This is a genomic window from Aquimarina sp. RZ0, assembly GCF_008370685.1.
Classification (GTDB): domain Bacteria; phylum Bacteroidota; class Bacteroidia; order Flavobacteriales; family Flavobacteriaceae; genus Aquimarina.
In genome coordinates this window covers 1-24,390 of the sequence record NZ_VTZU01000025.1, presented here as the reverse complement: position 1 = coordinate 24,390, position 24,390 = coordinate 1, and the positions used below count along the sequence as shown (strand labels likewise).

The window sequence follows — 24,390 nt, the reverse complement described above, 5'->3', positions numbered from 1 at the left end:
TTAGTAATAGTTCTTAAATTATGTTATTATTCATTTTCTAACTGTCGTTTGTACATCTCCAGGTTCGATTGCGTTTCTTTGTCCAACTCTGGCTCTCTAATATCATCAAAGGCTTTTAAGGTGTCATACAGTGTTTTTGCTACAATATACCTGGCAGTCGGTTTATCATCAGCCGGAATAACATACCAGGGAGCATGTGACAAGGATGTTTTATTAATTGCATCTTCATAGTAGAGTTGATACTTATCCCAAAGTTTTCGCTCTTTGAGATCTCCTTTAGAGAATTTCCAATTTTTTTCTCTTTTTTCTAATCTTCTGAGGAGTCGATTTTTTTGTTCTTCTTTAGAGATATGTAGATAAAATTTATAAATCAAAGTTCCATTTTCTGCAATATGTTTTTCAAAATTTCTTATTTGTTCAAAACGTTTTTCCCAAAATACATCATCAATATCTTCTACCGAATTAATATCAGGAAGGTTTTCGCCCATAATATATTCAGGATGCACTCTTGTAACCAAAACATTCTCATAATGTGTTCTATTAAAGACTGAAAACCTACCGCGTTGAGGCAAGGCGATATAATGTCTCCATAAATAGTCGTGACTTTTCTCCAACTCTGTAGGCACCTTAAAACTATGAACAACAATTCCTCGCGTATTAAAATCTTTAAAAACCTCCCGAATCAAACTGTCCTTTCCAGCTGTATCCATACCCTGAAGGCAAATCAATATTGCGTATTTATCATGAGCATAAATCGTATCCTGAAACTTCCCGAGTTTCTCTCTAACTTCTTCGAGTTCTTTCTCAATTTTCTTTTCGCTAGCTCCCAAGTCATAAGTAGTTGCTATTTTTGACAACGCTATAGATTGAGAAACTTTAAAATCTTCATGATTTATGTTATTCATAGTGCTCGATATATCTTGATCTTGGAAAGATACTAAAGTTTTGGATTGAAGAAAAAATAAAAGTGTTAAGGAAGTTTAAATCCCTAAAGAATAGGTAAGACCAAAGGCAAAGGTATCATAACGCTTCCCAAAACTTTTTAAGTTTAACTCTGCAAATATATGTATGGGAGTAGTAATATTATAGATCCCTCTAAATTTCAGTGCTGCACCGTGATTAATATCTCCTGTAGAAAAAAACAAATTAGAAGTATCTTCTGCTCTAGCCAAAACCCGATAATCATTACCTACATAACCTATACCTCCTGTAATACTTAACGTCTCCCAATGAATTAACCTTATATTATACGAAAATGCAAGTTCATTATATACTTCTGTATTCTCGAATTCTTTTATAAAATATCGATTGTATTCTCCTATATATGTTGTCTTTTGTGTTGGTGATGTGTATTGAAATCTAATATCAAAACCAACTTCTTCCTGAAGACCAACACTAATAACTGCTCCTACGCCAAAATCTACGCTTCCGCTCTCGTATTGCTGAGAAAACATAGCGTATGCTGAAAATAAAGCAATGAGAAGGAACATTTTTTTCACGTCGAATAATTTGTTTTTACGAGTATGCAAAATTAAGAATTATTCTGCATCAAAATCATAACTAAATCCAATAAGAAATGTATCATATCGTCTCCCTAAGCTTTTTATATTGAGTTCTGCAAAAATATGAACCGGTATTGACACTTGATGTAACGCTCTTAATTTAATCTGCGATCCATGGTTAAAATTTCCTGTTCTAAAAGCAAGAAAAGCCTCTTCTTCTATAGTTTCGAATATTGAGGAATCATTTCCTATATAACCAATACCCGCCGTAATTGTCGTAGGATACCAGTTAAAAAGAATTAGATTAACACTTAATCCCAACTCGTTATAGCCTTCTATATCTTCTTCTCTCCCGACAGAGAAAGATCTATTATATTCTCCCAGAAACGTTGTATAACAATTCTTAGCATATTCGAGTCTTACTCCTGCTCCTATCTCATTTACAAAACCAAAACTCTTTGTAGCCACAAGACCATAATTAATAGCTCCCGGTTCATATTGTGATGATGCGGTAAATGAAATGCAATACCAAAGTATAAAAAATAGAATTCGATTCATTTTGGGGTAAAAATACATTGTCTGTAAGTCGCAAGATAAGAATTCTACTTACTTGGCTGCAAAAAGTTTAACATCCTCCTCGCTTACTTCTTTGCCTCCAAGAATAATTAACCTCTCTACAACATTACGCAATTCTCTTATATTTCCTGTCCAATCATATTGCTGTAACTGCTTTATTGCTTTTTCTGAAAATGTCTTTGTTGGAGATCCTTGTTCGCTTGTTATCTTTTTTGTAAAATAATCTACTAATAATGGGATGTCCTCTCTCCTGTCATTCAGGGCAGGAACTTTGATCAAAATAACAGCGAGTCTGTGATATAGATCTTCTCTGAATTTATTGTCAGCTATTTCTTTTTTAAGGTCTTTATTAGTTGCCGCAATTACACGAACATCCACTTTAATATCTTTATCATTACCTACACGTTGTATCTTATTTTCCTGCAAAGCTCTTAATACTTTGGCCTGAGCCGAAAGACTCATATCTCCTATTTCATCCAGAAATATAGTTCCTCCATTAGCTGCTTCAAACTTACCCGCACGGTCTTTATTAGCTGAGGTAAAGGCTCCTTTTACATGACCAAAAAGTTCACTTTCTATTAATTCTCCAGGGATTGCAGCACAGTTTACTTCAATCATTGGTCCCTTTGAGCGTTCACTTTTTTGATGAATCCAGTGCGCTACTAATTCCTTACCTGTTCCATTAGGGCCTGTAATAAATACGCGAGCATCTGTTGCTGCTACTTTTTCTATCATTTCTTTTATATCAGAAATTGCAGGAGATTCACCGATCATTTCATAGTTTTTGGACACTTTCTTTTTAAGCATCTTATTCTCTACTACCAATTCTTTTCGATCCAGTGCATTACGAACTGTGTTCAATAACCGATTCAGGTCTGGGGGTTTAGAAATATAATCAAAGGCTCCTAATCGCATTGTATTTACTGCCGTATCTAAATCTCCATGACCAGAAATCATAATCATAGGAATCTCCGGTTTGATTTTCTTAACAGCTTCTAATACCTCTACTCCATCCATTTTAGGCATTTTGATATCACATAATACCAAATCATAATCATCTGCTTTGATTTTTTCGATACCTACTAATCCATCTTCTGCCTCAGATACTTCATACTTATCATTTTCTTCTGATAGTATTTTTATAAGAACTCTCCTGATTGCAGCCTCGTCTTCTATAACCAATATTTTTGCCATTATAACTTTAGTTTAATTCCACTTCTAAAATAAAATGTATTTCTATCATTAATTGTTAATACGTTTTCCTGATTACCATCGCGTAAACGAATCTCATTACTCAATGTATATCCTGCATACCCAAACCACAATAAGTGTTGCGTAAAATAGTACTCATATCCCAGTGCACTATTAATGATTAGCATAGAGGCATTCTCTGCCACTTTTGTCTCTCCATTAGTATCTACAAACACTCTGTTATCCTGAATATTACCATAAAATCGATCCAATCCCACAAATGCTTGTAGTGTATTTTTTTCGCTAAAAAAATATTTAATACTTGTTTTGGGCGTCCCAACGGCATAAGACCAACTGGGATGAAACCTCTTTGAATAATTAATAATTGGCAGGGGAAAATTAAGGCTTGCGGGAGTAGTATATCTTAGTCCCACAATAAGTCGTGCCATTTTGGGAGCATTTTTATCCCCATAACTTTTTACAAAAAATACAGAACCAGTATACCTGAAATCATCACTTTCTATTCCGCTTCCTTCTAAATTTGATGATAATCGCGTCCCCAATTTTGCACCAAACCTCCAATTATTTTGCATTTTAAAAGTGTACCCCAACTCAAAACCAAAAGTCTGAAAATCTCCTACATCTTTTTTGTCAAAAATTGTTTCATCTTCTATATTCAGATTATTAAAACGATATTCAAAAGATAGCACCAAATAAGTCCCTTTATCATCCATTTTGATAGGGTAATTTCCAGAAAATCTAAAACGGTTGTATAAATTATCACTTTTTGATTGCGGAAGATATGTATATTCTATCCTTGCCAAATTAGTATCCTGACATCTAATTGTATTAGAAATACAGCTATACAAGACACAAATAACTATCAGACTTTTATAATTCATATCTCACATCTTGGGGCATACTAATTTACTCTTTTTGCTTAACAATTGTAATTTCTCTCTGTGGAAATGGAATACTAATGTTATGCTCCTTGAACAAACGATCAATCTCAAACCTTATTTCGCTCTTAGGAATAGATGCTTGAAAACTATCATTCATAGTAAATATCAATTTAAAATGCAATGCACTATCTCCAAAATCTGTAAACAATACAAGAGGCTCAGGAGTTTTCATGACTTTGTTATTAGCTAATGCCACCTCCATCAACAACTCCTTAACCAATTTGGTATCACTACCATATGCTACACCTATCTGTATAGATTCTCTGGTAACAGATCCATTTTGTGTCCAGTTATATAAAGTGGATGTCAAATATTTATGATTCGGAATAATCAATACTTTATTGTCAATGGTCACCGCTCTGGTAGTCCTTAATTTAATCTCTTCTATTCTACCTATTTTACCCTCAAGTTCTATAATATCACCTACGTGTACGGTCTGATCTATGAAGATAAAAATTCCTGAAATTATATCCTGGATCAGTGTTTGCAAAGCCAAACCTACTCCTACTAATAAAGCCGCAGACGCTGCAAAAATTGCTGTAATATTAAATCCTATGCTATCCAAAGTAATTAATACAACAATAATGTGGATAAAATATTTAGAAAATGAAAATATGGATGCAAACTTTAATTTATCTTCATTTCTAAGCTTTCTGTTTACTATTTTTTTTATCGTTTTAAGAAAAAAAGATGTAAAGAATAAAATAAAAACTACAAATATCAGGAGTCCAACTGTAAGAACTATTGGATGTTCATCTGACCCAAAATGAAAAATTTCATACTCCAAAAAATGTTTGATTGTACCCCAAACATTTTCTTGAATCACCTCTTTTACCTGTTCTGTAATCTCTTCCTGAGTCATGTTAATATTTAAGCCACTTAAACAATTCTTTATAGCTTGGTTTTTTACCGTACATCAATATACCAATTCTATATATCTTACCAGCGAGCCATACCATAAATATAATATTTATTACAAGTAGGATGATTGAAATGGAAATCTGCCACCATGGCACTCCAAACGGTATTCTCATTAGCATCACTATAGGAGAAGTAAGAGGTATCATAGAAAACACTGTAGAAACCGTTCCATGTGGATTTTCTATCACTGCAAAAAAGCCTACATATACACCTAACATTAATATTAATATTATAGGCATCATGAATTGTTGAGAATCTGTTTCGCTATCTACGGCAGCTCCTATCGCTGCATAAATAGAACTATACAAGAAGTATCCTCCTATAAAATATATAAAAAACGAAAATACAATCATTAGCAAAGGTAGTTTACTAATATCTTGCAATATCAACTGGATCTCTTGTTGATTCCCTTCTTGTAATACCATAGAAGTATCAACTCCAACTGGCTGAGGAGAAATTCCAAAAACACTATTCGTAATCACCAGAAGCACACCTCCTAGAAATAACCATATGAAAAACTGAAGAATTCCGGCAAAAGAAGTTCCCAATATTTTCCCCATCATCAATTGCATAGGTTTTACTGAAGAAATTATAATCTCAATAATGCGGTTTGTTTTTTCTTCTATAACTGATCGCATAACCATATTTCCATAGATAATAATAAACATCATCAGAAAATATCCCATCGCGGCTCCAAAACCCATTTTTATATAATTAGACATTTTGGATGTCTTTTCGCCAGAGAAATTCTCTATCTGTATATTCACCTGTGCTCTGGAATCTTCAATTGTAGAGAGATCCAATCCTTTTGTCTTATAATTTTGTTTTGTTAACTTATTACTTATTATTCTTTCAATACCATTAAGTATCGGGAGACTAGGAGACTCATCTGCATAAAACTGAATGGATGCCGCCAGATCTCTATTAGATTGTTTTTTGGGTATATATAATAGCCCATATAGTTTTTTGGACACAACAGAATCTTTTGCTTCTTCCAGATTAAAACTACTATAATCAATATAATCTATCTCTGAGGTATCATAAAGATCAGAAATAAAAAGTCCAGTCTCATCATAAAAGGCTATTTGTTTAATGTCATCATTACTCATAGTAGCCAACCAGCCAACTAATCCCATCATACCAATCCCAATTAAGGGGCTCAAAAAGGTCATTATAACGAAGGTTTTGTTACGAATACGGGCAATAAACTCTCTCTTAATAATTAATTGTAAATTACTCATTATCGTTAATAGTTTTAATGAATATTTCGTTTACACTAGGTATCACCTCATTGAAACGCAAAACCTGTCCTTTCCCTGTTAAATACATTAATAAATCATTTGTAGAAGCATGCTTATCTAACGATATTTTCAATTTTAATTGATCATCAATCGTTTTGAAATTTGCTGGTTCGACCATAAATCTATCCTTTAAATCATCCAACAACAACCTATGGTCATCTGACAATATTCCAACTTCAAATGTATTTGATTTATGTTCTCTTTTTATATCAGAAACTTTTCCTTCCAATATTTTATTAGATTTATTGATCAAAGCTATATGATCGCATAATTCTTCTACACTTTCCATGCGATGTGTAGAAAAAATGACAGTAGCTCCTTCGTCTCTTAATTGAAGAATCTCATCCTTGATAATAGTAGCATTTATTGGATCGAATCCACTAAACGGTTCATCAAAAATTAAAAGTTTCGGTCTATGAAGTACGGTTACTATAAACTGTACTTTCTGAGCCATCCCTTTAGAAAGTTCCTGTATTTTTTTATCCCACCAGTGAGAAATATCAAATTTATCAAACCAATATTTTAATCGTTCTTTAGCTTCTTGTTTAGTCAATCCCTTTAATTGAGCCAAATATAGAGCCTGTTCACCAACTTTCATCGATTTATATAAACCTCTTTCTTCTGGCAGATAACCTATATCTTTAATGTGGTGCGGTTGCAAAGGTGCTCCGTCTAAAAAAACAGTGCCTGTATCTGGTAATGTTATTTGATTGATGATCCTGATTAATGTAGTTTTACCAGCACCATTCGGCCCTAATAATCCAAAAATACTTCCGTCAGGAACTTCTATCGAAACATTATTGAGAGCTATAAAACTTCCAAAATGCTTTGTTGCATTCTCCACCCTTAAAAGATTAGTCATATAAAAAAAACAGGTTAATTGAAAAATTTAAAATTTATTGCTAATTAAGTTAAAAATTTTAATAAAACGACAACTCTTAATCTCTTTTATTTGAGAAGCATTAGATCAGGTGTATTGCTTCAAAAACACTTTATAGAAGACCATATCCTTGAAATTCTTTTAAAAAACAAAACCCACCCTAAATACAAGTATTAAGGATGGGAAAAAAATTGCTATGAAAAAGAAAAATTATCACTAAATGCGCTAGTGATGTTTCAAATATACGAATTTTTCTTAATCATAAGTTAATTACTTTACATGATTCGTAATAGTAAAAAAGATATCTTGTATTTTTTAAGAAAACATATCCTTCACTTTTTCGAAGAACGATTTATCTCTACTATCAGGACTAGGCTTAAAATGATCATCCTTAGCCATTTTCTCAAAAAACTCTCTTTGTTCCCTGTTTAGGGTCTTTGGTGTCCATACATTCACGTGAACTAAAAGATCTCCTTTGCCATATCCATTAATACTTGGAATTCCTTTTCCTCTTAGTCTAAGAATTTTTCCGCTCTGTACTCCTTCTTCTATTTTTATACGAACTTTTCCTGATACTGTATCAATCTCTCTGGATGCTCCCAGTGCTGCTTCAGAAAAACTAATATATAAATCGTAGTGTAAATTATCTCCTTCTCTTTGTAAATCTGGATGATCTAATTCTTCTATTGCAACAAGAAGATCACCAGGTACACTATTCCCCGGAGCTTCGTTTCCTTTTCCGGTAACCTTAAGCTGCATTCCATCTTCTACACCTGCAGGTATTTTTATACTTACCGTTTCTTCTGATACTTCCAGCCCTTGTGCATCAGCACCTGCAGGTTTCTTATCAATACTTTGTCCTGCTCCTCCACAAGTAGAGCAGGTAGTAGCTGTTTGCATTCTGCCCAGGATTGTATTGGTGATTCTGGTCATTTGACCACTACCATTACAAGTACTACATGTCTTATATGTTGTTCCTGCTGCCTGGATTTTACGCTTTACTTTGATTTTCTTTTCTACTCCGTTAGCAATTTCTTCCAGTGTAAGTTTCACACGAATACGCAGATTACTGCCTTTTGCACGACGTTGTCTTGTGCCACCGCCGCCAAAACCACCGAAACCACTACCGCCAAAGATATCTCCAAACTGACTGAATATGTCATCCATATTCATGCCACCGCCGCTAAAACCACCACCGAAACCTCCGGCACCTTCGAATGCCTGATGTCCATATTGATCATAACGCGCTTTCTTATCAGGATCACTTAATACCTCATAAGCTTCTGCAGCTTTCTTAAACTTCTCTTCTGCTGAAGCATCTCCAGGGTTTTTATCAGGATGATACTCTATCGCTTTTTTACGGTATGCTTTTTTAATTTCAGATTCTGTAGCTCCTTTGCTAATACCTAAAATATCATAAAAATCTTCTTTCATCTTTTTATTTTAATGCCTTTACAGGTCAGATGGAATTGTCATTATATCCCTTAAGCTATTATTCTCTTAATTGTTATGACACGTTTTTCGTTTTTTTATTGCCCGGTTACTACTTTAGGGAAACGAATTATTTTATCTCCTAATTTGTATCCTTTTTCTATGACATCTACAATTTTACCTTTTAGATCATCACTTGGTGCAGGGATCTGAGTTATTGCTTCATGATTATCGGCATTAAATACCTCTCCGGCTTCAACTACGACCTCAGATAATCCTTTATTTTTTAAAGTTTCCTTTAATTTATTATGGATTAACTCTATGCCTTTGATCAGCTCTTTGTCTTCTGATTTATTAATCTCTTTTTTTGCACGATCAAAATCATCAAGTACGGGCAACATAGACTGCACTATATCCTGACCAGCAGTTTTAAACAATTCTATTCGTTCCTTAGAAGTACGTTTTTTATAATTTTCAAATTCAGCAAAAAGCCTTAAAAACTTATCTTTTTCTTTTTCAAGATCTTCTCTAAGTTGTGTTTCTATATCAACCTCTTCTGTTGTTTCACTTTCTTCTATAGGAGCGTCAAGTACCTCTTCTACCTGATCCTTTACATCTTCGTTGTTTTTATTTTTCTTGCTCATGTAACAAGTATCTTTTTTAAGTTTATTTTTTGGAGATGCAAAAGTACTGCCATTTTTGAATTAATGTCATAATGTCACTGGAATATTTTAGGATATAATTAAGAGTATTCATTTTCTAAAAAAATAATTTCGATTTTTAAACATATAAAACAAATGATATTATGAAAATTAAATCAATCAACCTATTAGCTATTATCTTACTTTTTACAATTTTTCAGTCCTGCAAAGGAGAGAAAAAGAATGAAACCGAAGCTTCTGATGCTAAGCAAATTACAGAAGCACCCGCAGTTGCTGTATCTTATATTGTAGACAGTGCATCAAGCATTGTAGAATGGACAGGTAAAAAACCAGTTGGAAAGCATAATGGCACTGTAAATATTTCTAAAGGAAAAATACAAACACAGGATGGAAAAATTCAGAGTGGTTCTTTCATAATCGATATGACATCTATTACGGTAACAGATCTTGAAGGCGATGAAAAAGCAAGTCTTGAAGGTCATCTCAAAGGTGCTACCGATGAGAGCCAGGATCATTTTTTTAATGTATCAAAATTCCCTAGTGCTTCTTTTGATCTAACAGGTATTTCTGAAAAAGAGGGAAAAACATTTATAGAAGGTAATCTAACCATAAAAGGAATTAAGAAAAACATATCTTTTCCGGCCATAACTACTACAGAGGGCGATACAATGAGTCTTACTACAGAAGTTTTTACTGTCAATCGTACTGAATGGGGAGTAAATTATGCTTCAAAATCAGTCTTTACTGATATTGGGGATAAATTTATTAATGATGATATCGAATTAAAAATAAGTTTAAAAGCTAAAAAAGCTTAATAACCAGAAACTTAAATACTAATTAGTATCTCAACTATATATTACATCGTATATCCCTGTCAGAGGCGTAAAAACTTTGATAGGGTTTATAGTTGATCCTAACGTTTCTATTCCCGAAAAAATAGTTGAAATTCACATACATTTCGTTTTAAAAAATCAAGTATAATAGTCTTTTAATACGAAACAAAATCTTCAAATATAAAAAAAGGTATGACTGAATTATTCTATAAGACTATCTACTGCAGTAGTCACATTATCATAGTTAAAATAAAAACCTGCTTCCCGAGTCTTGTTACTACACACCCTTTGACTGGAAAATAATAACATATGCATTTCGCCTAAAATAAGACGCATTACAAATTTTGGAACATTAGGTAATACTATTTTTTTACCTACTTTAGTCGCAATAATATGAGTAAGCTTTTTATTAGAAACAGGATTAGGAGCTACCGCATTAAAAACACCTTTTAACTCTTCCTCTACAACAAACATAAATAAAAGGGCAAGGTCTTCCAGATGTATCCAACTCTGCCACTGTTTTCCATTACCAAAAACAGCTCCCAAACCTTGTTTAACAGGTTTTGAAATTTTAGGAAATGCTCCTCCAGACGATGCGAGAACTAATCCTATTCTTAGCAAACTCACCTCTATTTGATGGTTTTTAAATTCCATAACTGCGGCTTCCCACTGCTTCACTACTTCTCCCAGAAAATCAGTGCTTTTTTCTTCTGCATCTTCCATATAATACTTCTGAAAAGAATCTGGATAAATCCCGACAGCACTTGCTGATACAATGTGTCTTACTGTGTGTTGTATCGTTTTTAATGATTCTAAAATGAGTGCCGTAGTCAATACTCTACTATCAATAATTTCTTTTTTATATTTCTTTGTCCACCGTTTGGCAATAGACGCTCCTGCAAGATGTATAATTACCTCTACTTCTTCAAAACAATCCAAATCAATTTCTCCAGAACCAGGGTTCCAAAAAAAACCTTTGTAATTTTCTTCTATCTTAATTTTGTCTCTATTCGTTGTAAGATAATTTACATTAATATTAGACTGGTGACACACTCTTGTAATTTCCTGTCCTACAAGACCCGTAGCTCCAGTAATTAAAACCCTCATAAATGAATTATTTATTGCAAAGTAATACCAGCTATCAATATAACCTATGCCTTTATTATAGGTTTAACAATCTTTTCTGACTTGCGTTATTAAACAACATAAAACCTTTGTAATTGTATTTTTATATATTTTTTGTAGCTCTTAACATTTCCCGTTTTCCTGGAGGCCCAGGAAGTCGTTCCACCACAAAACCAACTTCTTGCATGGCTCTTCTCACACTTCCTTTTGCCGCATATGTAACCAAAACTCCTCCGTTTTCAAGCGCCTCATACATTTTCTTAAATATAGTGACTCCCCATAATTCTGGTTGAACTCTAGCACCAAACGCATCAAAATAAATTAAATTAAAGCAATTCTTGTCCTCTATATCCTCAAAAAACTGTTTCTTTTTTGTTAACGAAAACAGAGAAGAGATAATATTCATTGTTTCCCAGGAAGATCCATGCATCAGATCAAATAATTCTTGATGTTTCTGCTCTCCCAATACCTCAATGTAGTTAAGTTTTTTTATTTCCTCGGTTTGCACAGGATATGCCTCCACCCCAACATAATTAACCTTTTGATTTACCCTCTGAGCTTCTAAACAGCTAATAAAAGCATTTAATCCAGTGCCAAAACCAATCTCAAGAATAGCGAGATCTAAATTTTTTTTTGAGTCTAAAATATAGTCAAAACCATGCTTAATAAAGACATGTTTGGCTTCGTTAATAGCTCCGTGTTTAGAGTGGTAGTGTTCATCTAAATCAGGAAAATGGATTGTTGTAGAACCATCTGATGTTGTAATTATCTCTCGTTTTAATCCTTCTTGCATTATCTATTCTTTGATTAATACTCCATCTGCCATAAAAGAATACGTTTTTTTCGGAGAAGTAATTGCTGCAATTTCGGTTTCTGATTTACCGGCATCACTTGCCAAATGCCTTAATTCTTCTATAGAAGTTTCTGACACATATGCTTTTCCCTGAACAATAACCGTATCGTTTTCGATATCTTTGGGTACAAAAAAAGCATAATCTTTAAACTTTATTGTAGTTTCCTTTTCATTACCCAAAGCAACCTTCATCCAGCACCCTTTTGCTTTACATACATTATTAACAGTACTGGAAAAAGCAATATCAATCGTATCTCCTTCACCCAAATCCTGATATTGTTCTATTATTGCTTCCTTATAAAGGATCTTGTCAGACGAAACGGTACCGCCAAAATTAGTGTACTCTTTAGCTGAGATATCCTTTACAGAAAAAAAAGATTTTTCCTTATCGGTAGTTTTACAACTTATAATACTTATCAATCCTGCAAAAAAAAGTATATTTTTCTTCATAATACATTATAATTAATGATGTAGAACAAAATTAAACATTTTTAAAATTCTTAATTTATAAGAAAAGGGTATTTTTGTTTAAACATCGACATAGAATTAACGCTTGTAAGAATATAATTAGTTTTCAGACTTAATAAATTGTACATATAGTTAATACTATAAATTTTCATAAACTTTTAAATGAGTAACGGATGAGAAATGCAGTTCCACGGACTATTGAAATCACTAAAGTAAGTACATCCAAAATTGGAGAGGTAGATTTTAAAAATTTAAACTTTGGTAAAATTTTTACAGATCATATGTTTGTCTGTGATTATGTCAATGGTGAGTGGCAAACTCCAAAAATAGTCCCTTATGGTCCATTAACATTAGATCCTTCTGCGAGAGTTTTTCATTATGGACAAGCCGTTTTTGAAGGTATGAAAGCATACAAAGATGATCAGGGAAACACTTTTTTGTTCAGACCTGACGAAAACTTTAGGCGTATTAATAAATCTGCAGAAAGATTAGCAATGCCTGAGTTCCCGGAATCTTACTTTTTTGAAGGGTTACATACACTATTAAAATTAGATGACGAATGGACAAAATCTGGTTTTGGTAATTCGCTGTACATAAGACCATTTGTAATCGCCACCCAACCTAGTGTTTCTGCCTCAGAGGCCGATGAGTATCGATTTATGATTATATGCTCTCCAGCACAGTCATATTATAGTGGAGATGTAAATGTATTAGTTGCAGAAAAGTTTAGCCGTTCTGCCAGCGGAGGATTTGGATATGCAAAAGCTGCTGGTAATTATGCCGGACAATTTTACCCTACAAAACTTGCTAAAGAAAAGGGATATCAACAAATTATATGGACAGATGCTGAAACTCACGAATATATGGAGGAAGCTGGAACTATGAATGTTTTCTTCAGAGTAAATGACACCCTTCTTACTGCTCCTACCAGTGATAGAATACTTGACGGAATTACTCGAAAAAGCCTGATTGCTCTTGCAGAAAAACAAGGCATCAATGTAGATGTAAGACCCGTAAAAGTTGATGAAATAGTTGAGGCTGCAAAAAATGGTAGTCTAAAAGAAATATTTGGTGCAGGAACTGCTGCCGTAGTAAGCCCTATCAAATCCTTTGGGTATAAAGGCAAGAACTACGAAATAGAAAAACAAGAAAACTCTTATGCATCCCATTTTAAGAATGCTCTAATGAATATTCAATATAATAAAGCTGAAGATCCTTTTGGATGGAGAGTAAAAGTATAATTAATAGCGTGATCTAAGGAAATTAATTCGGATTTGATGCGGAAATCGTATCAATCCAGAAGAAATTTGATAAAAGAAAATAGTATCGAAAACATTGGTTTTTTGACTAAAAAAACTGAATCTCGATACTATTTTTTTACATTTTATTTCCAAAAGTTACTTAATTTTACGGTGTTTGTGCAACCAAATGCTGATGCCTTTTATTCTTTTGAATTTATTTAGAATAAAATATCTTTCTCACCTTAGTTTCAATATCAACGAAAAAGGATAAACTGCCTCGGGGCATTTAAATCTCGATTATCGAGTAAATTTTAATTGGTAATTTTTAATCAGAAATGATAGTATATCTTTACCGATCTAAAATCTCTTTGATATTAGGTTTAAAATAGTTTGGCCCCTTCAACACCTTACCGTCTTCGCGATAAATTGGTTTTCCATCAGCTCCCAGTTTGCTCATATTACTGCGCTGGATCTCATTAAATACTTCTTCTATTTTATGCTGCATTCCATGTTCTATAATGGTACCACATAAAATGTATAACATATCTCCCAGTGCATCTGCTACTTCTACCGCATCATTATTCTGAGCTGCTTCAAGATATTCTTCGTTTTCTTCTTTCATTAAATTAAAGCGAAGTATGTTTTTAGCTTCTCCCAAATCCGCTACAGGTTCATTTTTATACCCAATCTCAAAGGCAGTATGAAACTCCTGTACGGCTGCAATTTTATCTTTCATCTAACTATTATTTATTTAATACCAGTTCTTATCTTTGTCGTAAAAATAGTAAAATATGTTTAGTACAGGTCAGTTAATATTTGCTGCTGCTTTTGTCGTTGCATTTATCGTTTTAATGATATTTAGCTATCGCAAGGACATCCAGTTACATCGCAAATATTACAAAGGCAGCGTTTTTATTCTTATAGGTTTTATCATCTTTATTGTATTCCTTTTTTTATTAAAAATATACTTACGACCTGCTGACTAAGTTTTATAGAATATTTAAACAGACAAATTTATGGTCGTTTCAGAAGTCGATTCATCAGTTATGATGACTTTCGGAAAATGAAGTTCAAACTTACTTCCAATATTCATTTCAGAAGAAACCTTAATATTTCCTTTATTCAGTTCCACAAATCGATATACTAAATTAAGACCTATTCCTGTACCTTTTTCACCTTTGGTTCCTTCAGTTTTATTTTTTTTCAGTTTAAAGAGATTATCTAGTTGATCCTGTGACATCCCAATACCTGTATCCAAAACTTCATACATAATCGTTTCATCTTGCTCAGAAAACTTGATCGTAATCGTTCCATTTTCGGTATATTTTAGAGCATTTCCAATAAGATTACGAAAAATGATATGAAATGCTCCTTTATCAAATACTCCTGTTATTTCTGATCCTCCTACTATATTAATCGCAGTATTCTTTTCTTTGGCATAAGGTAGAAAGGCATTCTTTATCTCTTTTAATTCTTCTGTAATCATAATACTTTCTACTTTAATAGTGTACCCATTCATTTGCTCCAAAGACCAATTTAATAGGTTATCTAATAAATTAGACAGGTTTAAGGAATTTTCTTGTAATTTATGAGAGAGCTCTGTCACCTTCTCATATTCTTTTTTATCTATATAATATTTTAATATTTTCCCTCCCCTCTGAAATGGAATCAGCATGTTACGCATATCATGAGATATTACAGAAAACAAACGATCTTTTACTCTATTAGTAGAAGCGACTTCTTCATGGCTTTCTTTTAATTGTTTATGTGCAAAAGTCAGTGCTTTTTGTTGTTTTCGTATTTTTATATACGCCCAAACACTTATTAACAAAAGTAACACACAAAATAATGCAATTCCTAAATAGATGAGCTGTTTGGTTTCTGCTTTCTGAGTCCTAATCTTTTGTTTTTGGGATTCTTCATTGAGCTTTAATACTTCTATTTCTTTTTTTTGTATTTCATATTTTTTTTCTAAATCGGCAACATCTACACGTACTTGTTTGTTGGCTATTGAATCTGCAATCTTAGTAGCTTTTCTCTGATATTTTAATGCCTTCTTAAAATCACCTATACCTTCATTGTATTGCATATAAAAACGCGCTAAAGTCTTTTTATTTACAAGTAAATTCAAATTATCTACTCCATCTTCGTATTGTTTAAGATATCTCAGCATTTTTGCATAATCCTTTTTCTTTTCACTTAACATAACAAGCCCTCCAAGGTTTGTCACAGACGTGATATCTTTAGTCCGTTGGCTTACTTCTTCTGTTTCGAAGATAGTATTGGATCTTAAAAAAGCTTTTTCAGCCTCTTTATAATCTTCTATATTATTTAGTAAAATAAATCCCTTATCAGAATAACCAAGGGCAAGTCCAGAATAATCTCCTGTTCTTTTTGAAATGGAAATTGTAGAGTCCAACACCTCTAGAGCTCTATCATTTTCTTTTAGGTGTCCTAATGATATGCTAAGCCTTGAGTAAGAACGAGCTAAAGTTTCAAGATCATTATATTTTGATGCAGTTGTAATAGAAGCTTCCAGAGCTTCGACTGTTTGCCCAAAATCTCTAAGTCGCTCGTAACAAACCCCTTTTAAAAAATAAGCAAATCCTAGTCTTTTTTTCGAATCTAGTTTTTCGATTATTGATATTGCCTTTTGAACAGATATAATTGCTTCTTTATACTGAGATAGTCGTATGTGATATGATACTTTTTCTAAATATATTTTATGCAAAAGTTCTGTGTGCTTAAATTTTTCTCCTAACTGAATACCACTATCTACAAATTTGATTGCACTTTTATAATCTCTTTCTCCATCTTTAACATAAGCCCACCTATTGTAATAATTCAACCAATACTTACTCTTAAGGTTTTTATTTAATTTTTTCCTACATAGGTTTAATACTTCTATTGCTTGTTTATTTTTATTTGCTCTAACATAAAAATAAACATTCGATAACGCTACCTCCAGATAAAGTTCATCTTCACTAAGACTCTCTGCAATATGAGTAGCTTTACTTAGTGAATAACTCACTGAATCTATAAGAAACTTTCTTTCAAAAATATCTGCTCTTTTTTTCCATAATTGAAATTGACAATTTAGATCTTGTGTTTGTTCTAAATAAAAAGTAGTCTTCTTTAGTTTTTCTTCAGAAGAACCTAACTCGTCTATTTGCTCTAAAAATGATTCACAATCAGAATTATCCTGTGCGTACAAACAAAAAAGAGTAAACAAACAAAATGAAATTGAAAGTTTAAATGTTTTTTTCATCAAGTTAATATCACATTTGATTTTTTTTATCTAATTCACCTCGGGCAAGAAACTATAGTTCTTACTATACCAAAGCATTTGTTCTTCAAAAGTCTTAGGCTGAAATATCTCAAAACCTGAGATTTCATTAGTATCATTTGTTTTGGGTACTAAAACGGGATTCACAAATCCACTATATGGAGCAGAAGTGAACTGCTCATTACGTTTTAACACCTCTGCATGAATTGCCTGATCTACCTCTACGCCATATCCTTCTACTAATGCTTCAGCAGCTTTGTAATCTCCTTCTGATTTAATGCGCTGGGTTTCTCTTAGTAAACGCCCAAAGATTTCACGGAGTTTTTGGTAATCGTTAATATTATAATACGTCTTCCCTTCTTTAACTATCTTTTCTATTACATTATCGTTGGCTCCTTGCTCAAAAGCCCAACCACTCACCCACTGACGATTACGCATATGTGCTTCTTCTACATCATCTCCCAGTTTTAATCGAATTAACTGCATCAGTAACCCATTCCTGATATATCCGTCATAAGCGGCTTTTCCTGTTTTTTCCCAATCTGTTACCAGTCCAAGTTCTTGTAATTTTGGATCCATCAAATAGTACAGCCCTACTAAATCTGCACGTCCTTCTTCCAAGGTCGATGCATAATTTTTTAATGTTTCTTTAGTTTCTCCTACGCCCGGATTTAATTGACCTGAAGCATGACCTACTACTTCGTGCAGTGCGGTATGCAGCTTATCAGCTAACTGACCATATTCTTCTTCTAATTGATACTCTTCTTCGTCATGTACAAATTCTTTGAGGCGATCAGAACCTCCAGCATTATTATAGGCGTTGATAATATTACCCAAAGAAACAGATTTAGAACCAACCGCTGCTCTAATCCAATTGGCATTAGGAAGATTCACACCAATTGGAGTACTGGGTGAAGCATCTCCTGCTTCTCCTGCCACTGTAATTACTTTGTAGGTTACTCCTATTACACTATCTTTTTTATGCGCTTCCATTAAAGGTGAATTATCCTCAAACCACTGTGCATTCTCTGACAATACTGCCATTTTCTTTGACATATCAAAATCCTTAATTTGTACAATAGTTTCGTATGATCCTCTATACCCCAGTGGATCATTATATACCTCTATAAAACTATTAATGTAATCGATGTTACCATCTGTAGCTGCAGTCCAGGCCACATTATAATCATCCCAGGTCTGTAAATCACCTGTAGTATAATACTGTATCAATAATCCCAAAGCATCTCCTTGTGCTTTATTTTCGGCTACACTCTGCGCTTTTTTTAACCACTTGATAATCTCATCAATTGCCGCTCCATATAGCCCTCCGGACTTATACACTCTTTCTTTTAGCTTGCCATTTTCTTTTACTAATTGAGAATTAAGTCCAAATGATAATGGTTTGTCTTTATCCGGAGATTTCATTTTGCTATAAAAAGAGGTAACATCGGCATTTGTAACTCCCGGACCATAGAAATTAACAGCAGATAAGGCTACATTATCAATTCCTTTTGCCTGATTTACTTTTTTAGCATCTTCTTCATTAAAAATCACTGCCAGCGCTTCCTGATTCAATTCAGTTTTTGTTTCTTTTAGTAGAGAAGTTAAATATTCTTTGTCAAATTCTGGTTTTATTTTATCATTACTATAATGATGATGTATCCCATTAGAAAACCATATGCGTTTCAGATAAATCTCAAAGGCTTTCCAGCTCGCATCAGTTTTATCACCAGCGTAAGATGTGTATATGTTTTCCAATGCTTTACGAATCGCAAGATTATAACGATAGTTTTGATCCCACATAATATCCCTACCACTTAATCCTGCCTGTGTAAGGTAATACACTAACTTTTGTTCTTTTAATGAAAGGTTCTCCCATCCTGGAATCTGATACCGTAAAATTTTAAGATCTGCAAATTGTTCAACAGTATGGTCAAATTTTTCTTTCACTGTGTTTTTTACGACTTCTACCTGCTGCTGATTGCTCTGATCCTTACTTCCTGGATCTTTCTTACAAGTGATCACCGATATACTGAAAGCTATCAAAATTAATATGTAATTGATTTTCATATATTTGTTAGTTAGTTTATAGTTTATTTCTTATCGAACTCATCTTGCGTACTGCTTTGACCTAGAAAATTTACAGGTTGCACTTTAATTTTGTTGCTTTTTTTAACGTAGCTATGGCTGTACTGAAAAAAAATCTACTTCGTTATGATACAAAAGCCAAACTTTTCGTTTGAAAACTACTACTCAAGATGAGTTCACTTAACAAATGTAACGAAATCGATATAATTATAACAATCATCGAATACTACATCGATACAGGCAGTAAATCTTACAAAAGATTGCAGATCCATAAATACAAGACAACAAATGGAATGGTCTCTCATAATTCTATCACCTATTCTATTCCAAAAGAATCATATAATACGACTTATCCTTTGAATTTTCTTTTACAGTAAATTTAAACAACAAATGGCACAAAACCTTTTAAAACCAGCAACTTGCGTTTTTCAAAAATATACCATACAATACTGCCGTTAAAAATTGATTATATTAGCTAAAGAAATAATCTAAACTAACAAGCATGAAAATTATCAAATATTTATTTTTTCTTCTACTACTTGTTGTCATTGGAGGTGCAGTTTATGTTGCCACAAAGGATGGAGAATTTCAGGTAGAAGAAAGCAAGGTTATTGATGCTCCGGATGAATTATTATTTAGTACTATAAATGAATACAAGACTTGGGAAAAATGGGGTCCATGGATGGATGAATCCGAGGATCTTACAATGAGTTACCCTTCAAAAACGAAGGGAGTTGGCGCTTCTTATAGCTGGCAAAGTAAAACACAGGGAGACGGAACTATGAAAACAATAAAAACGGCGCCATTTTCCAGTATTGACCAAAAAATCACTTTTATTACTCCGATGGGAGAGAGCATTAGTGATGTATATTGGAAATTCGAAAAAATAGAAGGTAAAAAAACAAAAGTTACCTGGGGTATGAAAGGAGAACAAAGTTTTATGGAAAAGGCATTTTGGATGACGCAAGATAGCACTTTATCTCAAAACTTGAGACCTATGTACCGGAGAGGTCTTGAAAAACTTGATGTTTTTGTAAACGAGAAAATGAAGAAACATAGTGTCAATGTAGATGGTATTACTGAGCATGGTGGTGGTTTTTATATGTATAGCGCCACAGCATCTTCTGTAGCCGTAATCCCTCAAAAAATGGCTCAAATGCTACCTGCTGTTCAAGCATATATACGACAAAACAATCTCCCGCAGACTGGCATGCCTTTTACCATATATAATGAATTTAATGAGGAACAAGGAACTGCTATTTATTCTACAGGGATACCGGTAAGAGAAAAGGTTATTACCCCTATTGACAGCAATGTGCTATGTGATTTTCTTCCTAGACAGAAAGTAGTCAAAACTACCTTAAATGGAGATTACATTCACTTAAAAGAAGCCTGGGAAGCCGGCTATAAATACATTACTGATAATAGTTTAGAACCTTTATCAGATGCTCCTGCTTTTGAGGTATACAAAACAGATCCGGAACAACAACCCAATCCCGCCAAGTGGATTACAGAAATATATATACCTATTAAGTAACTAATTAAGTGCGTATGATACTATTTTTTATCCAAAACCACTTCATTTTTGTAGTTTGAACACAGAAAGAAATATATCGAATTGGCAATTTTCATTAACATTCCTTTCATTGTACACACTGGTAAAACACTATATTTACAAAAACGTATTTAAGGATCTTAACTATAAATTATAGGAGTTCATGAAACAATTGTTATTGGTATTTATAGGTGGTGGTACCGGCAGTGTTGCAAGATATATTATTAGTAAGTATCTTAATAATCCAGAGTATAGTATACCCTATGGAACATTTACTGTCAATCTTTTGGGTAGTTTTATGATCGGAATTATACTGGGGCTAGCGCTTAAGAATACGATCGTTTCTCAAAATACCGCTTTATTACTAGCTACAGGGTTCTGTGGTGGATTTACAACTTTTTCTTCTTTTGCCTATGAAAACCATATACTGCTAAAGACCGGAGATTTTATTAGCTTTTTCCTATATACTATAGCATCCTTTGTAATTGGATTTCTTTTAGTATTTTTAGGAATGTGGTTGGTAAAATAAAAATGCTTTACACTCCATAATATAAATATATTAAAAACAATACGTTATTTATTTGTAGACACATGAAAAAAATAGAAGCAATTATACGCAAATCAAAGTTCAAAGAGGTTAAAGACGCTTTGCATGAGATAGAGGTTAATTTTTTTACCTATTGGGATGTTACGGGAGTAGGAAATGAGAAGAAAGGACATGTATACCGCGGGATTAGTTATAGTACTTCTGATATTCAACGCAGGTACCTATCTGTTGTGGTAACTGATGAATTTGAAGAAAAAACGGTTCAAGCCATCATTAATTCTGCTAAAACCGGAGACGTTGGTGATGGAAAAGTTTTTGTTTCTGACATACAGAACACATATAGAATACGAACTGGAGAACACGGAAATCAGGCTGTTAACTAAACGTATCTGGACTTATAAAAATACTTCCAGACAAAAGACATCTTATAATTGTGTTTAAAATTACAAAGCTATTTTCGAGATTTTTGATTAACTCGAGAGTAGCTTACTTTTTTCAAAAACCAGTTATATGTATTAATTTGTTAAGATATATGGATTCCTTTTAATCCCTTACTTCTCTCTTGTGATTGCACTTATTATAGCCAATACATACGAAGTTACCTTTTTGAAGTACACTTTTAGTTCTTTTTGCCTAAAATATTAAAAACCTTTTTATACGATTTATAACTAAAAATTTCGCATATTCATCGTTTCTTTTTCCTTTCTACTTCGTTTAAAAAATAAACCGTAGCTATAGCTATGCTTGATTTTTTTGCCTTGCATAAAGAAAAAATAATTCAATGAATTTATACGAATTTTTTAATCACAAATCGTATTAGATTGCATGTTACAAACATCAATCCTATATCTGTACTCGCTTTTTTTTGTATATTTTTTGGTCAAAATATAATTAAACCCTCATTACCCCTTTATGGTACCATATGGATGTTCTGCAATCTGATAACTTTAAACAATTTACAAATAAATCAAGTAATCACACCTCGTTATCAGGAGCTATGGAATTTGCTAATGAAATAGGAAAAGATGGGTTTGACTTCGGTTACTTCCTTCTATACATTTTATGCCATGAAATTACTAAAAAATAAAGTCAAATTATAAATCTCTTACATTTGAAAAACAAAACCTAAAAAAAAAAGTTATTAGACAAACTGACGTTGAACTCATCTTGAGTAGTAGTTTTCAACCGAAAAGTTTGGCTTTTGTACTATACTGAAGTAAGTTTTTTTCGGCATAGACATAGTTAAAAAAACAAACAAAATTAGAGTGCAACATGTGAATTTTGTAGGTCAAAGCAGTACTCAAGATGAGTTCGTTATAATCAACTTTTAAAAAAATAAATTTATATCAAAAAAATGGAAAAAATAAAAATTTCTGGAACAGTAGCAAAAGGGTTTGAGAGTGTTATAGAAGCCTATGAATCGAATTTTTATCGTGATGATATTTATAAAGAATTAGGCTCATCATTATCTGTCTATCACAAAGGCAAACAAGTTGTTGATCTATGGGCTGGTTATAAGGATAGAGAAAAAACTGAGCTCTGGACAAAAGACACAATGATTGCTCTTTACTCTACAACAAAAGGAATAACTGGACTTTGTATGGCTTTATTAGTAGAGCGTGGATTGGTTAACTATTCTGATTTAGTATCAAAACATTGGCCAGAATTTGGACAAAATGGAAAAGAAAATACTACGATTTCTCACATTATGTCTCACCAATCGGGAAACCCTGGCCTTAGAGAATTTACTTTACTGGATGAATTAATGAATTGGGATTTAATCTGTGATCGCCTTGCGCGTCAAGCGCCATATTGGAAATCTGGTGAATTCACCTCGTACCATGGTTGGACTGTAGGGTTTCTTGCAGGTGAAATTATAAGACGTGTTTCGGGTAAAACAGTAGGAGATTTTTTACAAAGTGAAATAGCAAAACCATTAGATGCCAAAGTATTTGTTGGGCTGCCAGAAAACGAACATATAAATGTTGCGACATTATACAAACCTCTTACACAACATCAATTACCTGATTTAATAACCTTACCTAACTTTTTGGCATCTGCTGTTGGAAATCCTGTTTTAGATGCAGAAAGTCCTAATAGAAAAGAATGGCGAGAAGCAGAAATGCCTGCTTTAAATGGACATAGTAATGCTGAAGGACTTGCAAAACTATATAATCCTCTTGCCGAAAATGCAAAATCTGAAAGCTTTAATTACCTTTCATCTCAAACAATTGACAAAATGACTACCGTAGCGAGTTCCCGCCTGGATGCTATGATTGGATCTCCTGTAGACTGGGCTCACGGTGTAACAATGAATACACTTGACCTAAAACTTTATGGAGAAAACAAAAAAGCATTTGGACATAGTGGTTGGGGTGGCTCTTTTGGTTGTGCAGATAGAGAAAATAGAATTGCAATTGGATATGTATGTAACCAAATGGGACCAGATACTGTAGGAGATGCTAGGACACCTCGGTTGATCAAGGCAATATATGATAGTATAAAGTAAAATAAATGCGCTACTATTAGGATGTCCTAACAACCTGAGTTCGATTAATACGAAATGCGTCAGTTTGAGTAAAATTCTGGTAAGAATTTTGTATCGAAAACAAGCATTCTGGGATCAAAAACCTATTCTCGATACACTTTTCCTTTGCCAAAGCACTCGAATTGAAGGTTTTGAATAGTCTATCATAATAATCGAACTCAGGTTAATAAAACATAGCTAATAAGCGCTAAGCTTGAAAATTATTTCTATCTAAAAAGAGTCAGAAACAAACGTTGAAGAAAGATTGGTGAAAGTTTATCAGAATTCGAAGAAACCAAAAACCTGAAAAGGTAAAGGGGACCTCTATTAATTGGTTTTTAAAAATATTCTATATCTATTCTGCTATATTTTTACTTTCAAAAATGATCGTTATTTTTTCATTTCAACTCGATTTTGTGTAAGTTATTGTTTTATAGCTAC

Annotated in this window: 22 protein-coding genes; 6 read left to right on the top strand and 16 right to left on the bottom strand. The window is 33.1% G+C overall.

Annotated features, from left to right (window positions below; translation table 11 throughout):
• Positions 1-26: 26 nt before the first annotated feature.
• The 10 genes from F0000_RS11150 to F0000_RS11105 all read right to left on the bottom strand — a co-directional run bounded on the left by F0000_RS11150 (position 27) and on the right by F0000_RS11105 (position 9,408).
• On the bottom strand, positions 27-905 hold the full coding sequence (locus tag F0000_RS11150) for a PPK2 family polyphosphate kinase (protein ID WP_149624797.1): 879 nt from the start codon (positions 903-905) through the stop codon (positions 27-29).
• 75 nt (positions 906-980) lie between these two features.
• Positions 981-1,490, bottom strand: a complete 510-nt coding sequence (locus F0000_RS11145; RefSeq protein WP_223148895.1) for a hypothetical protein — start codon at positions 1,488-1,490, stop codon at positions 981-983.
• A gap of 48 nt (positions 1,491-1,538) precedes the next feature.
• Positions 1,539-2,060: a hypothetical protein gene (locus F0000_RS11140; protein WP_149624795.1), complete on the bottom strand. Its 522-nt coding sequence runs from the start codon at positions 2,058-2,060 to the stop codon at positions 1,539-1,541.
• Between the two features lie 48 nt (positions 2,061-2,108).
• The gene (locus tag F0000_RS11135) at positions 2,109-3,272 is read right to left on the bottom strand and encodes a sigma-54 dependent transcriptional regulator (RefSeq protein ID WP_149624794.1); all 1,164 of its coding nucleotides are present in this window, start codon (positions 3,270-3,272) and stop codon (positions 2,109-2,111) included.
• A complete protein-coding gene (locus F0000_RS11130) occupies positions 3,272-4,171 on the bottom strand; it encodes a DUF6268 family outer membrane beta-barrel protein (protein WP_255452694.1) in 900 nt (299 codons plus the stop codon). The genes F0000_RS11135 and F0000_RS11130 overlap by 1 nt, the downstream gene beginning before the upstream one ends.
• Positions 4,172-4,196: 25 nt before the next feature.
• A complete protein-coding gene (locus tag F0000_RS11125; protein ID WP_149624793.1) occupies positions 4,197-5,093 on the bottom strand; it encodes a mechanosensitive ion channel family protein in 897 nt (298 codons plus the stop codon).
• A gap of 1 nt (position 5,094) precedes the next feature.
• Positions 5,095-6,393 carry an ABC transporter permease gene (locus F0000_RS11120; protein ID WP_149624792.1) on the bottom strand — a complete coding sequence of 433 codons (1,299 nt, stop codon included), beginning with the start codon at positions 6,391-6,393 and terminating at the stop codon, positions 5,095-5,097.
• Positions 6,386-7,315, bottom strand: a complete 930-nt coding sequence (locus tag F0000_RS11115) for an ABC transporter ATP-binding protein (RefSeq protein ID WP_149624791.1) — start codon at positions 7,313-7,315, stop codon at positions 6,386-6,388. Before F0000_RS11115 ends, F0000_RS11120 begins: the two co-directional genes overlap by 8 nt.
• A 333-nt stretch (positions 7,316-7,648) precedes the next feature.
• Positions 7,649-8,767: a molecular chaperone DnaJ gene (dnaJ, locus tag F0000_RS11110; protein ID WP_149624790.1), complete on the bottom strand. Its 1,119-nt coding sequence runs from the start codon at positions 8,765-8,767 to the stop codon at positions 7,649-7,651.
• A gap of 95 nt (positions 8,768-8,862) precedes the next feature.
• A complete protein-coding gene (locus F0000_RS11105) occupies positions 8,863-9,408 on the bottom strand; it encodes a nucleotide exchange factor GrpE (RefSeq protein WP_149624789.1) in 546 nt (181 codons plus the stop codon).
• A 161-nt stretch (positions 9,409-9,569) separates the two neighbouring features.
• Between F0000_RS11105 and F0000_RS11100 the strand changes: the two genes are divergently transcribed.
• Positions 9,570-10,241 carry a YceI family protein gene (locus F0000_RS11100; protein WP_149624788.1) on the top strand — a complete coding sequence of 224 codons (672 nt, stop codon included), beginning with the start codon at positions 9,570-9,572 and terminating at the stop codon, positions 10,239-10,241.
• Positions 10,242-10,460: 219 nt separating this feature from the next.
• Here the strand turns inward: F0000_RS11100 and F0000_RS11095 are convergent, their stop codons facing one another.
• The 3 genes from F0000_RS11095 to F0000_RS11085 all read right to left on the bottom strand — a co-directional run bounded on the left by F0000_RS11095 (position 10,461) and on the right by F0000_RS11085 (position 12,687).
• Positions 10,461-11,366 carry a TIGR01777 family oxidoreductase gene (locus F0000_RS11095; protein ID WP_149624787.1) on the bottom strand — a complete coding sequence of 302 codons (906 nt, stop codon included), beginning with the start codon at positions 11,364-11,366 and terminating at the stop codon, positions 10,461-10,463.
• Between the two features lie 121 nt (positions 11,367-11,487).
• A complete protein-coding gene (gene mnmD, locus F0000_RS11090; protein ID WP_149624786.1) occupies positions 11,488-12,177 on the bottom strand; it encodes a tRNA (5-methylaminomethyl-2-thiouridine)(34)-methyltransferase MnmD in 690 nt (229 codons plus the stop codon).
• A 3-nt stretch (positions 12,178-12,180) separates the two neighbouring features.
• On the bottom strand, positions 12,181-12,687 hold the full coding sequence (locus F0000_RS11085; RefSeq protein ID WP_149624785.1) for a DUF4920 domain-containing protein: 507 nt from the start codon (positions 12,685-12,687) through the stop codon (positions 12,181-12,183).
• A gap of 191 nt (positions 12,688-12,878) precedes the next feature.
• Here F0000_RS11085 and F0000_RS11080 point away from each other — a divergent pair, with 191 nt between their 5' ends.
• Complete coding sequence (locus F0000_RS11080) at positions 12,879-13,946, top strand: branched-chain amino acid aminotransferase (protein ID WP_149624784.1); 1,068 nt, start codon at positions 12,879-12,881, stop codon at positions 13,944-13,946.
• 349 nt (positions 13,947-14,295) lie between these two features.
• On the opposite strand, the gene F0000_RS11075 is transcribed toward F0000_RS11080, so the two are convergent.
• From F0000_RS11075 to F0000_RS11060, 3 genes are all read right to left on the bottom strand, one after another.
• Positions 14,296-14,682, bottom strand: a complete 387-nt coding sequence (locus F0000_RS11075) for a nucleoside triphosphate pyrophosphohydrolase family protein (protein ID WP_149624783.1) — start codon at positions 14,680-14,682, stop codon at positions 14,296-14,298.
• 264 nt (positions 14,683-14,946) lie between these two features.
• Positions 14,947-17,160, bottom strand: a complete 2,214-nt coding sequence (locus F0000_RS11065; RefSeq protein ID WP_188112090.1) for a HAMP domain-containing sensor histidine kinase — start codon at positions 17,158-17,160, stop codon at positions 14,947-14,949.
• Between the two features lie 84 nt (positions 17,161-17,244).
• A complete protein-coding gene (locus F0000_RS11060; protein WP_149624780.1) occupies positions 17,245-19,302 on the bottom strand; it encodes a dihydrofolate reductase in 2,058 nt (685 codons plus the stop codon).
• Positions 19,303-19,822: 520 nt separating this feature from the next.
• On the opposite strand from F0000_RS11060, the gene F0000_RS11055 reads away from it, so the two are divergent.
• The 4 genes from F0000_RS11055 to F0000_RS11040 all read left to right on the top strand — a co-directional run bounded on the left by F0000_RS11055 (position 19,823) and on the right by F0000_RS11040 (position 23,931).
• Positions 19,823-20,857 carry a GyrI-like domain-containing protein gene (locus F0000_RS11055; RefSeq protein WP_149624779.1) on the top strand — a complete coding sequence of 345 codons (1,035 nt, stop codon included), beginning with the start codon at positions 19,823-19,825 and terminating at the stop codon, positions 20,855-20,857.
• Positions 20,858-21,038: 181 nt separating this feature from the next.
• Positions 21,039-21,404, top strand: a complete 366-nt coding sequence (gene crcB, locus F0000_RS11050) for a fluoride efflux transporter CrcB (protein ID WP_149624778.1) — start codon at positions 21,039-21,041, stop codon at positions 21,402-21,404.
• Between the two features lie 62 nt (positions 21,405-21,466).
• Positions 21,467-21,805, top strand: a complete 339-nt coding sequence (locus F0000_RS11045) for a P-II family nitrogen regulator (protein WP_149624777.1) — start codon at positions 21,467-21,469, stop codon at positions 21,803-21,805.
• 971 nt (positions 21,806-22,776) lie between these two features.
• A complete protein-coding gene (locus F0000_RS11040; RefSeq protein WP_149624776.1) occupies positions 22,777-23,931 on the top strand; it encodes a serine hydrolase domain-containing protein in 1,155 nt (384 codons plus the stop codon).
• Positions 23,932-24,390 lie beyond the last annotated feature (459 nt).